We start from the raw sequence: 11,618 nt of genomic DNA on the forward strand, positions 1-11,618 counted from the left end.
AACTTAAACAGAAACGACTTTATGTTGAACGGCAGCTTTTACAAACCCAACAAAAATTGGATGTGGATTAGCCACTGTACTTTTGTATTCCGGGTGGTACTGCACTCCGATAAAAAAAGGATGGTTTTCGATTTCGATAATTTCAACTAAGCCAGTATCGGGATTGATTCCACTTGCCTTTAATCCTGCATTTTCTAGTTCTTCTTTGAATTTTCCATTAAATTCAAATCGGTGACGATGACGTTCTTCAATTTGTTCTTTTCCATAAATTTGATAGGCTAAACTACCTTCTTCCAAATTACATTTCCAACTTCCCAAACGCATAGTTCCCCCTTTATCTGTAATTGTTTTTTGTTCTTCCATCAAATCAATAACCGGATAGGATGTTTGTTCATTCATTTCTGTTGAATTAGCATCTTTTAACCCTACCTTATTTCTGGCATATTCTATCACTGCCATTTGCATACCTAAGCAAATTCCAAAAAAAGGAATATTATTTTCACGAACATAACGAACGGTTTCAATTTTTCCTTCAATCCCTCGTTCACCGAAACCGGGTGCTACTAAAATACCATCAAAACTACCTATTTTTTCAGCTACATTACATTTGTCTATATATTCTGAATGCACACTAACGATATTCACTTTTGTCTCGTTCGCTGCCCCAGCATGAATAAACGCCTCTAAAATTGATTTATAAGAATCTTGTAATTCTACATATTTTCCAACTAAACCAATATTCACCGTATGTTTCGGGTTTTTCAATTTGTATAAAAACTCGTTCCATTGTTTCAAATCAGGGGAAGATTTTTCGGGTAAATTCAACTTTTTTAAAGCCACTCTATCTAAACCTTCTTCCAACATTAAATTAGGCACATCATAAATTGTAGAAGCATCAATTGATTGAATGACCGCTTCTCTTTTAACATTACAAAACAAAGCCAATTTTTGACGCAGCTCATCGGATAATTCATGCTCTGTTCGACAGACCAAAATATCGGCTTGAATTCCACTTTCCATCAAGGTTTTTACGGAATGTTGTGTCGGTTTTGTTTTCAGCTCACCGGCAGCAGCCAAATAAGGAATCAACGTTAAATGAATTACGATGGCATTTTCTTCACCTAATTCCCATAGCAATTGACGAACAGACTCGATGTAAGGCAATGACTCAATATCACCAACTGTTCCACCAATTTCAGTAATCACAATATCAAAGTTTCCTGAATTACCCAATAATTGCATTCTTTCTTTGATTTCGTTGGTAATGTGCGGCACTACTTGCACCGTTTTACCTAAAAACTCACCTCTTCTTTCTTTTTCAATTACAGAAAGATACACTCTTCCGGTCGTTACGTTATTCGCTTGCGAAGTAGGTACATTTAAAAATCGCTCGTAATGACCTAAGTCCAAATCGGTTTCTGCACCATCATCCGTAACATAACATTCGCCGTGCTCATACGGATTTAATGTCCCCGGATCAACATTGATATAAGGGTCGAACTTTTGAATGGTCGTCCGATAACCTCTGGCTTGCAATAATTTTGCTAACGAAGCCGCTATAATTCCTTTTCCTAAGGAGGAAGTTACGCCGCCGGTTACAAAAATATACTTCGTCTGATTCATTGTGTTGTTGTTTGTTGTTGTAGTTGTGCGAAATGGAATATAACTTTACTCCAAAACGGTGCAAAAGTACGATTTAATTCATCAATGTAAAAATGAAATATGTAGATTGTTTAACAATATTGGGCTGTCAAATTAATTATTTGATATTCAAATACTAGGGCTTTGGAAATTTATCTTTAATGTTACGAACTAAATGTTCCAATCCGTTTAATTTGAGTTCATAAATCAATTGAAGTTGTTGTCCTAATTCTCCCTTCGGAAAACCTTTGTTGTGATACCAAACGATATAATATTCGGGCAAGTCAATCAAAAACCGACCTTCGTATTTACCATAGGGCATTTTGGTGTGGGCTAATTTGATGACTATTTTTTGGTGATTCAAAGCTGTTATCCGTTGTCTGTTATCCGTTGTCTGTCATCTGTTATCTGTTGTCTGAAAAGCGATAACGGACAACAGATAACGAAGACTATTTCCAATTAAACGTAACTTCTTTTTCGATATCCGGATGTAAACTAAGCATTACCGGGCAAGTCATAGCGGCTCTTTCTAAGATTGTTTTAATTTTATCATCTGCTTGAAGATTCATGTTTAAAACCGTAATGATTTTAGCAATTTTTCGAGGTTCTGCTTGCATAATTTTGGTAACTTCAACGGTTGAACCTGTCAAATCCACATTTAAATCTCTTGATTTTATTCCCATAATGGAAATCATACAAGTCGCAAGGGAATTGGCAACTAAATCAGTTGGCGAAAACGCTTCTCCTTTTCCATGGTTGTCTTTGGGTGCGTCAGACAAAATTTCGGTTCCCGATTGAAGATGAATCGATTTAGTTCTTAAATCACCAATATATGTTACTTTAGAAGTCATTTTTCAACTGGTATTACCGTTAAATCTTCCTGATAACGTAAAATATAAACCCCTTTATTCGAATATCCGGAAGCTAATTTTTTCTCATAATCAAATTTATTTTCAATCCCTTCGGTCGCATATGATTGAATAGTGGTTTCAAAATCTTCTTCTTGGGAAAGCCGTAGCATTGTATCAAAAACTAAATCAAAACCTCGTATTGCATACTGGTTAGGAAAAATATTATTTTTCTTTTTATAACTTGTTGCAAAACTGAGCGACTCTGGGGTTTCTTGAAATTTGGTTAAGGAAGGAAAAATAATATTATGCTTGATAATTCTCCTGAAAACCTCATCTGTTTCAAAGGTTGGATTGATATCTAAAATAACCAACTCCGTTTGAAAACCGGCAGATTTTGCATTTACATAATGTGTCAAAGCATTCAGAACCATACCTGTTGAAGCGGTCTCTAGAATGAAATAATTAACCTTATCCCTTAAAAGCCTCGGGGTAATGCTATCGCCAATTACTCCGCCTTTTTCACCTAATGGAGCAATAAAAATATCCTTGTGATTTTCTTCAATAAACTGTTTAGAAGAACCTTTCTTTTTATCTACTAAGGCTATCATGTTTCCTTTCTTAGAACGTATGTAATCAAACATTACATTCTTTACAAAATCGCCTGAGGGTAAGGATTGATACAAATTACTGTACGACTTTGCTGTCTCCCGTAAGGGCGAAATAATAGGAATATTATTAGGGTTTAAAAGTTCTGCCGCTTTTTCTACATATTGAGGATAAAATGGGCCAATTACAACATCAGCTTGATCAATGTTGTTATTTCGAAGAATTGGAATCACATTGGATGAACTTTTTGTTTCTTGAGAATCAAAAATTTTAACATTAAAATTCAGTCCGATTCGCTTGGCCGAATCTATCGCCATCAAAACTCCGGAATAATAATCCAATGTCATGTTTAAAAACCCATCCCGTTTTAATCTTGCTTGAGTAGAAAGGGTTGTGTCACTTTCAATATTGGAGATATTGAATGGAATTAACAGAACTATTTCCTTTTTTTCTTTTGTAGAAATGGATTTACTTAAATCTTTCACTTCTCGAACAATTCCTGTGTTAAAAGTAACATCTGATGGAACTTTTAAAAGCATCCCTTCTCTGACTCCATCCTTTAATTCCGGATTCAAAACAATCAACTCCTCTTGACTCAAACGAAACATTTTAGCCAAGCCAAATAACGTTTCTTTTGGTTTTACTTCGTAGTTTAAATATTTACCATTATTGGGAATTTCAATCTTTTTTGTTGGATTACCCGAAGTTATTTCAACGTTTTTTCCTCTCTTGACAATTAACTTTTGACCAATCGTTAGACCTAACTTTGCCTCTGGATTCAACAACTCTAACTCTTCAACCGATACGTTATATTGTTTAGAAATTCCATACATGGTTTCTTTCGGTTGCACTTCGTGATAAACAGTTTTAGTATCACTATTCTCTTTTGTGATAACTTCTGCTTTTTTACGCGAAACCTGTATGGTCTGACCAATTTTGAGTCCTTCAGTTTTTACCTCAGGATTCATTTGTTCAAGCTCTTCAACTGTAGTGTTATATTGCTTTGCAATTCCAAACAATGTTTCTTTTGGCTGCACTTCATGAGTTTTAGAAACTCCGTTTTCCTCCTTAGTAAGAGCAGAGGTAGGAATAAGTAGTACTGCATTTTCTTGAATCCCATTTTGAGCATCCGGATTCAACCGATAGATGTCATAAGGAGTAACTCTATATTTTTGAGCAATTTGTGTAATAGTTTCTCCTTTGGCAACAGTATGCTGTTTATAAGCAGAAGTCTGTGCTATCAAAAAACTGGTAACACTCAAAAAAATGATTAAAGTTTTATATACTACATTCATACTTGTAGGTTGCTGCATTTAAACGGTATTAATTGGCTTTAATTGTTAACACTTGTCCGGCTTGTAATCCATTTTTCAATTTACGCTCATTTTGACTAATAATAGCATCAACAGAAACATTGTATTTTTTTGCTAATCCATATAATGTTTCTTTTGGAGCAACAGTGTGTTTGATTATTTCTCCACTATTTATATACTCTGATGATTGAGGTATATTTTGGTCACTTTTTACAATGCTGTTATTTTTCTCACCAACAATTGTGCCATCCGGAATTTTTAATGTTTGTCCGGCTTGTAAAATGTTTTTCATCAAAATTGTATTCGCATTTTTAATTTCATCAACCGAAACATGGTAAAGTTTTGAGAGTCCATACAACGTTTCCCCTGGTTTTACTTTATGCGTTTTAGTAGTACTATTATTTTTTTGAACAATCTTTGTTTCGGGTTGTTCAATTGGCTTTGGAATTGATTCCACAACTTTTTCAAGTGGTTTTGCTTGATAATTATCTGTTGGAAGCACAATATCCGGCTTTTTTTGTGGAGCATAAAACTCCAACACCATTCCTTCTTCAACACCATCAATGGCAAAACGATTAGCCCTGTATATTTCAGCAGGGTCAACTACGTATTTTTTTGAAATGTCTAAAACTGTTTCTCCGGATGTAACTGTGTGTTTTACAGGATCCATACCGGGTTTTACTACGGTTTGTGAAAAAGTGATTTGGGGGCTTAGCAATACCATTGCACCAAATAAAAACTTCTTCATTTTTTATAACTTAAAATTATTCCCATTCAATCGTAGCAGGAGGTTTTGAGCTGATATCATACACTACACGATTCACACCTTTAACCTTATTGATGATTTCATTGGATATTTTCATCAAAAATTCATAAGGTAAATGAACCCAATCAGCAGTCATTCCATCGGTTGATTCTACAGCTCTCAAAGCAACAACTTTTTCATATGTTCGCTCGTCACCCATTACTCCCACACTATTCACGGGAAGCAAAATAGCTCCTGCTTGCCAAACTTTATCATACAGACCATTTGCTTTTAGTCCTTCAATAAAGATTGCATCAACATCTTGCAATATACGAACTTTTTCTTTTGTTATATCGCCTAAAATTCGAATAGACAAACCCGGTCCCGGAAAAGGATGTCTTCCAAGTAATTCAGGATCAATTCCTAAAGTGGCTCCTACCCTTCTTACTTCATCTTTAAACAACATTCGCAATGGCTCTACAATTTTTAACTTCATAAAGTCAGGCAACCCACCTACGTTATGGTGCGATTTAATTGTCGCAGAAGGTCCTTTTACCGAGACAGATTCAATTACATCAGGATAAATGGTTCCTTGTGCCAACCATTTCACATCTTCAATTTGATGGGCTTCATCATCAAAAACCTCAATAAAAACTCGACCAATTGTTTTACGTTTTGCTTCGGGTTCTTCAATACCTGCTAACTGATCCAAAAAACGATCGGCTGCATCAACCCCTTTTACATTTAGCCCCATCCCTTTGTATTGGTCTAACACATTTTGGAATTCATTTTTACGCAACAAACCATTATTCACAAAAATACAATACAGATTTTCACCAATGGCTTTGTTAAGCAACACAGCCGCAACAGTAGAATCTACTCCTCCTGAAAGTCCTAAAACAACTTTATCTCCTTTTATTTTTTCTTTTAATTCGGCTACAATATCTTCCACAAAAGCATTAGGAGTAAAATTTTGCGGTACTTTTGCCACTCGTACTAAAAAGTTTTCCAACATTTGCTTTCCATCCGTAGAATGATATACCTCGGGATGAAACTGTATTGCATAGGTATTTTCTCCCTCGATACGATAGGCCGCATTTTCTACGTCTTTGGTACTCGCTAAACGGACACCATTAGTCGGTAATTTTTTTATTGTATCGCTGTGACTCATCCAAACTTGACTATTGAGAGCCACTTCTTCAAAAAATGGGTCGTGATCGTCTACATAACTCAAATTAGCTCTACCATATTCGCGTGTGTTGGATGGAGCTACTTCACCTCCGTCAAAATGAGCCAAATATTGAGCCCCATAACAAACGGCTAATAATGGCATTTTGCCTCTAATATTGGACAAATCAGGGTGTGGAGCATCGTCAGCTCGAACTGAAAAAGGGCTTCCGGAAAGAATTGTAGCTTTAAAGCTTGATAAATCTTCCGGTACATTGTTATAAGGAAAAATTTCGCAGAAAATATTTAATTCTCGAACTCTTCTCGCAATAAGTTGAGTGTATTGCGAACCAAAATCTAATATAAGTACGTTGTGTTGCATGGGCAAAAATAGCTATATTCAAGAAACTGAAAAACAGTTTCCGAGATAAATTATGATTAATTAATGGATTTTGATACTAAATAAACAGTTCATTAAATTCCAATTTCTATTTGAAAACGGATATACCAATTTGTCTTTGTACTTCCGTTAAAATAAGTTAAATCATCTACAGTAAATTCAGATTGTAACTTAAATGCATGCTCCCAAAAATATTTGGTTACCCCAAGACTGTATTGTTTTGTGTTAGGGGCAAAAAGATAAATTGCTTGATCAACTTTTTGGGTTGATAATCGTCCAATAATTTCGTAATTAGAACTGAACAAGTAACTAAGCTGATAATCAAACCCTTCTCCAATGAAAACATAGTTGAAATCTGTCACATCCTCTGGATTGTAAGTAATTGGGTTCTGAGCCGTTCGATTCATATAGGAGCTCATCACTGCCCATCCGTTGTACTTTAGCATCGCATCAAGTAATAACGACTCCATTGTTCTTTTTTCAAACAAATCCGACCCTAACTGCCCTTGTGTTTGTCTTGCTTTGACATTTCTATGAAACGTTCCGGATAACAAAATTTTAATTTTTTCTTCTCTAGCTATATCTCCTTCAAAATTACTTCCGTCTTTTTTAAATGCTCCGAGAGGAAAAAGTTCCATTCTACCGGTTAATGCAAATCCATCATCAGGACTTTTGGTTACATTTCTTCCGTTGCCGGTACTCACAGCTGATTTTATATTATAAGAAAACTTATCCTTTTTTTCATTCAGAAAATAAGCTTGAAAACCAAAATCACGATCAATATTAAAACGAGCATTATTAATCGATCGATCGGTTAACTGTAATGCTCCGGACGAATTGAAACGTTGTCTGTTTCCCGGTAATTTTGTTTGTCCAAAAGCCAAACTCCAATGTCTGTTTGGTCTGTAAAAAACCACAGCATCACGGATAATGTTAATATTTTCTCCCTCTTCAATGGCACCAACATCACCAGGTGCAAAAGACAATTGAATCGCGTATAAAAATTTTGGATTTCCAACATAACCATCAAAACGCAATCGCAATCGGCGAATTTGACCATCAAAAGCATCTTCTTCGCCTTCGTTATTCAAATAGCCTAATCTATTTTGCATTCTAAACCTAATGTTCAATTGAAAAATACTGTCCGGAGACGTTAAGCCTAATCCTCTACCGTAGTTATAGTAAGGCAGAGTGGCTAATTTTAAATCGTTGTCTTTTGTGCTAAATTTTATATCCTGAGCATTTGAAATTAGACACATTAGCAAGGATAAAAATAAGAATTTTGTTTTCATTAGTTGGAGTTGTGTTTGCCGAGCAAAATTAGTTTAATTTTTGTTATATATGAGTATTGTTTAGGGTTTGTTACCTTTGTAAAAAAAATAAAAATGTCAAACATCTATTTAGGATATCATTTTACGGTTGAACCGAAAGAATTAGGTTGTGAAATTTTAGTAGCAGAATTAGGTGAAAAGCCTTTTGAAAGTTTCATTGAAACTGAATTTGGCGTAACCGCTTATGTACAAAAAGACCTGTGGTCGGATAGTATTTTAGATGACATTTTTATATTGACCTCTCCTGAATTTGTAATTTCCTATCACATTGAAGAAATCGAACAAGTCAATTGGAATGAAGAATGGGAGAAAAATTTCGAACCCATTGATGTTGATGGAAAATGCCATGTTCGAGCTCCTTTTCATCCAAAAACAGCTGCCGAATTTGATATTATTATTGAACCTAAGATGAGTTTTGGCACAGGACATCATGAAACAACACATATGGTAATCCAACATTTATTAGAGACTGATTTGGTTGATAAAAAAACGTTGGACATGGGTTGCGGAACGGCCATTTTAGCCATCTTAGCAGAAATGAAGGGAGCAAAACCAATTGATGCGATTGACATTGACAATTGGTGCTATCTTAATTCGATTGAAAATGCCGAACGAAATAATTGTCAACACATTAGCGTTTATGAAGGAGATGCTTCCTTATTAGTGGATCAAAAATACGATGTGATTATTGCTAATATTAACCGAAATATCCTTTTGAATGATATGCATCGCTATGTGCATTGCTTAAATCAAAGTGGTTTATTATTTTTGAGTGGATTTTATACCGAAGATATTCCGGCTATTGATGAATGTTGCCAAAAATTAGGTTTAACGTTAGAAAAAACGATTGAACGGAATAATTGGGTGAGTTTGAAGTTTAGAAATTAGAATTGAGAATTGAGTATTACTTTTTAACTAAAATAGAATGAGTACGATAGAGAAAATACAAGAAGAAGTTTTAGTAGAAGAAGCCGTTGGCATCAACAACGAAATTGTGCTTTTTAATGACGATGTCAATACTTTTGACCATGTGATTGATACGTTAATTCGGGTTTGTAACCATACCAGTGAACAAGCTGAACAATGTGCTATTTTGGTTCACTACAAAGGAAAATGTACGGTAAAAACGGGACCTTTTGACGAACTGAAGCCTCAATGTACTCAATTACTGGAAGCCGGTTTGAGTGCAGAAATCATCTAAATGGAACAATACGGAAAGATACTCATTATTGCCATGCCGGTATTTTTGTTACTTATTGTAATTGAAAAAACCTATGGTTACTTCACAGGAAATGATACAGTTCCTTTGATGGATACCGTTTCCAGTTTGAGTTCCGGAATTACCAATGCCGTGAAAGATGTATTGGGAATAAGTGTTTCGATTTTGACATACGAATGGATGGTAAACAAAATGGCTCTTTTCACTATTGAAAACACATTTCTTACCTATGTAATTGCTTTTTTTGTCATCGATTTTTATGGGTATTGGTCACACCGATGGTCACATCAAATTAATTTTTTTTGGAATAAACATGCTATCCATCACAGTAGTGAAGAATTTAACTTGGCTTGTGCATTAAGACAATCCATATCATCTTTTGTGAATTTATTTACCTTTTTATTACTTCCGGCAGCTTTTTTGGGTGTTCCGGCTACTGTAATTGCCATTGTCCTTCCATTACACTTATTTTTGCAATTTTGGTATCATACTAAACACATTGGCAAGATGGGTTTTTTAGAAAAAATTATTGTAACCCCTTCTCACCATAGGGTTCACCATGCCATTAATAAAGAATATTTAGATAAAAATCACGGACAAATTTTTATTTTTTGGGACAAGTGGTTTGGAACGTTTCAGCAAGAATTAAAGGATGTACCTGCCGTTTTTGGCATAACCAGACCCGCTCAAACTTGGAATCCTATTAAAATTAATTTTCAGCATCTCTGGTTGCTAATCCAAGACGCTTGGCGAACAGAAAATTGGAAAGACAAAATTAGAATTTGGTTTATGCCAACCGGATGGAGACCTGATGGTTTTGAGGAAAAATATCCTGTTTTTAAAATTGATGATGTGTATACTTTTGAAAAATACAACCCTAAACATTCTTCGCTTTTGAAGTATTTTTCTATTATTCAATTATTTATCACGTTGGGATTTGTGAGCTATTTGTTTGCTAATGTTGGCGTAATAGGTTTACCTTCGATATTTATTTACGGATTATTTATTTTTACCACGATTTACAGTCAAACTGAATTAATGGATACAAATTCTAAGGCTTATTTTTTTGAGTTATGCAGGATGTTGCTTGGACTTGGAATTCTATTTATTTACGGAGATTGGTTTGGATTGAATGCCATCTTACCTTACACAAGCTATATCATAGGAATTTATTTTATCGTCTCGTTCGGATTTTCCTACTATTTTTCTGCGCATGAGTTTGTTGAGTATAAAAAAACTGTCAACGCAATTGATTCCTAATGAGAGAACGTAAATATACCCGGAATTTTGTGGTGATTTGTTTTTGTTATCTCCTCTTACTAGTAACAAATAAAGAAGATATGGCTTGGTGGTTGAAACCTCTCTTAATCCCTTTCTTAATAAGTCTCGTTGCTATTTCAGATAAATTTAAAACGCAAAAGATTCTTTTAGCTGCTTTATTTTTTTCATGGATTGGCGATGTTTTATTATTATTTGCTGATAAAAGTACTTTGTTTTTTATTTTCGGATTAATTGCATTTTTACTTGCTCATTTAGCTTATATTTTTTTGTTTTTCAAACAACCCAAAATCAATAGTAGTCGTTTTTACTTGCGTTTTATTCCTTTTGTTGGAATCTATCTTTTTGGAATATTAAGTCTATTATGGCCATCATTAAACGAAATGAAAATTCCGGTTACCATTTATGCAGTTGTTATATCTACTATGCTTTTAATGAGTATAAAAGCTTTTTATGAATGGGAAAAACCATCAAACCTCTTGGTTGTAATTGGTGCTTTATTGTTTGTTATTTCTGATAGTGTTTTAGCCATAAACAAATTTTACAAACCTATACCAATAAGTGCGGTATTGATAATGAGTACGTATTTGGCGGCTCAATTTTTGATTGTGAAAAGCATTTTGACAAACAAGGAGAATTAACCAATTCTACCAATTGCACAACTTACAAATGATTTCGCTTTTTCAGTAAACGTGTTAGAATCACCCTCCATAGGATAACCCAATCGATTTAATGTCTTTATAACTATTTCAAAATCAACTTGATTTTTATAAAGAAACGAAACAATCTGCTCAGCATTATCCACTTGTACTTCTGAAATATTTTCTAATGCACTAAGATTTTTAGTAATTGTATTAGCACATCCATGACATTTTAGATTTTGTATTTTGATAGTCGCTTCCATTTTTGTTGATAATAATTTGACATAAAAGTATACAATATTCAATAGAAAAAAGTAACCTGAGTTACATAAGAACTATTTTATGTGGTAATACTCGTTTAAAGTTGTATTTTTATGCATTCAAAAACGAAAATTTACTTATGCTTTACCGATTTTTTGATCTTAT

At 34.3% G+C, this 11,618-nt stretch carries 12 protein-coding genes; 4 read left to right on the forward strand and 8 right to left on the reverse strand.

Annotated elements, in window-relative coordinates:
* Positions 1-3: 3 nt before the first annotated feature.
* From R2782_RS02370 to R2782_RS02400, 7 genes are all read right to left on the reverse strand, one after another.
* Positions 4-1,623 carry a CTP synthase gene (locus tag R2782_RS02370; RefSeq protein ID WP_371266459.1) on the reverse strand — a complete coding sequence of 540 codons (1,620 nt, stop codon included), beginning with the start codon at positions 1,621-1,623 and terminating at the stop codon, positions 4-6.
* 154 nt (positions 1,624-1,777) lie between these two features.
* On the reverse strand, positions 1,778-2,005 hold the full coding sequence (locus R2782_RS02375) for a DUF3820 family protein (RefSeq protein ID WP_371266460.1): 228 nt from the start codon (positions 2,003-2,005) through the stop codon (positions 1,778-1,780).
* An 85-nt stretch (positions 2,006-2,090) separates the two neighbouring features.
* Positions 2,091-2,492, reverse strand: coding sequence for an OsmC family protein (locus R2782_RS02380; RefSeq protein ID WP_371266461.1), 402 nt, complete (start codon positions 2,490-2,492; stop codon positions 2,091-2,093).
* Entirely contained in the window at positions 2,489-4,411 is a 1,923-nt protein-coding gene (locus R2782_RS02385; RefSeq protein ID WP_371266462.1) for a LysM peptidoglycan-binding domain-containing protein, read from the reverse strand. Before R2782_RS02385 ends, R2782_RS02380 begins: the two co-directional genes overlap by 4 nt.
* Positions 4,412-4,421: 10 nt before the next feature.
* Positions 4,422-5,159, reverse strand: a complete 738-nt coding sequence (locus R2782_RS02390) for a LysM peptidoglycan-binding domain-containing protein (protein WP_371266463.1) — start codon at positions 5,157-5,159, stop codon at positions 4,422-4,424.
* A gap of 16 nt (positions 5,160-5,175) precedes the next feature.
* On the reverse strand, positions 5,176-6,705 hold the full coding sequence (gene guaA / locus R2782_RS02395) for a glutamine-hydrolyzing GMP synthase (RefSeq protein ID WP_371266464.1): 1,530 nt from the start codon (positions 6,703-6,705) through the stop codon (positions 5,176-5,178).
* A 92-nt stretch (positions 6,706-6,797) separates the two neighbouring features.
* A complete protein-coding gene (locus R2782_RS02400; RefSeq protein WP_371266465.1) occupies positions 6,798-8,015 on the reverse strand; it encodes a porin in 1,218 nt (405 codons plus the stop codon).
* A 93-nt stretch (positions 8,016-8,108) separates the two neighbouring features.
* On the opposite strand from R2782_RS02400, the gene prmA reads away from it, so the two are divergent.
* The 4 genes from prmA to R2782_RS02420 all read left to right on the forward strand — a co-directional run bounded on the left by prmA (position 8,109) and on the right by R2782_RS02420 (position 11,192).
* The gene (prmA, locus tag R2782_RS02405) at positions 8,109-8,942 is read left to right on the forward strand and encodes a 50S ribosomal protein L11 methyltransferase (RefSeq protein ID WP_371266466.1); all 834 of its coding nucleotides are present in this window, start codon (positions 8,109-8,111) and stop codon (positions 8,940-8,942) included.
* 37 nt (positions 8,943-8,979) lie between these two features.
* Complete coding sequence (locus tag R2782_RS02410) at positions 8,980-9,255, forward strand: ATP-dependent Clp protease adaptor ClpS (RefSeq protein ID WP_371266467.1); 276 nt, start codon at positions 8,980-8,982, stop codon at positions 9,253-9,255.
* Positions 9,256-10,533, forward strand: a complete 1,278-nt coding sequence (locus R2782_RS02415; RefSeq protein ID WP_371266468.1) for a sterol desaturase family protein — start codon at positions 9,256-9,258, stop codon at positions 10,531-10,533.
* An 80-nt stretch (positions 10,534-10,613) separates the two neighbouring features.
* On the forward strand, positions 10,614-11,192 hold the full coding sequence (locus R2782_RS02420; RefSeq protein ID WP_371266469.1) for a lysoplasmalogenase: 579 nt from the start codon (positions 10,614-10,616) through the stop codon (positions 11,190-11,192).
* Here the strand turns inward: R2782_RS02420 and R2782_RS02425 are convergent.
* Positions 11,189-11,455 (reverse strand): heavy-metal-associated domain-containing protein, encoded by a 267-nt coding sequence (locus R2782_RS02425; RefSeq protein ID WP_371266470.1) that lies wholly within the window; start codon positions 11,453-11,455, stop codon positions 11,189-11,191. The two genes, R2782_RS02420 and R2782_RS02425, sit on opposite strands and share 4 nt — an antisense overlap.
* Between the last annotated feature and the right edge of the window lie 163 nt (positions 11,456-11,618).

Source organism: Flavobacterium sp. (assembly GCF_041392085.1).
Taxonomy (GTDB): domain Bacteria; phylum Bacteroidota; class Bacteroidia; order Flavobacteriales; family Flavobacteriaceae; genus Flavobacterium.

Coding starts and splice junctions, on each gene's coding strand:
- R2782_RS02390 (WP_371266463.1), bottom strand. CDS start 5,159: ATGAAGAAGTTTTTATTTGGTGCAATGGTATTGCTAAGCCCCCAAATC.
- prmA (WP_371266466.1), top strand. CDS start 8,109: ATGTCAAACATCTATTTAGGATATCATTTTACGGTTGAACCGAAAGAA.
- R2782_RS02425 (WP_371266470.1), bottom strand. CDS start 11,455: ATGGAAGCGACTATCAAAATACAAAATCTAAAATGTCATGGATGTGCT.
- guaA (WP_371266464.1), bottom strand. CDS start 6,705: ATGCAACACAACGTACTTATATTAGATTTTGGTTCGCAATACACTCAA.
- R2782_RS02385 (WP_371266462.1), bottom strand. CDS start 4,411: ATGCAGCAACCTACAAGTATGAATGTAGTATATAAAACTTTAATCATT.
- R2782_RS02415 (WP_371266468.1), top strand. CDS start 9,256: ATGGAACAATACGGAAAGATACTCATTATTGCCATGCCGGTATTTTTG.
- R2782_RS02380 (WP_371266461.1), bottom strand. CDS start 2,492: ATGACTTCTAAAGTAACATATATTGGTGATTTAAGAACTAAATCGATT.
- R2782_RS02400 (WP_371266465.1), bottom strand. CDS start 8,015: ATGAAAACAAAATTCTTATTTTTATCCTTGCTAATGTGTCTAATTTCA.
- R2782_RS02410 (WP_371266467.1), top strand. CDS start 8,980: ATGAGTACGATAGAGAAAATACAAGAAGAAGTTTTAGTAGAAGAAGCC.
- R2782_RS02420 (WP_371266469.1), top strand. CDS start 10,614: ATGGCTTGGTGGTTGAAACCTCTCTTAATCCCTTTCTTAATAAGTCTC.
- R2782_RS02370 (WP_371266459.1), bottom strand. CDS start 1,623: ATGAATCAGACGAAGTATATTTTTGTAACCGGCGGCGTAACTTCCTCC.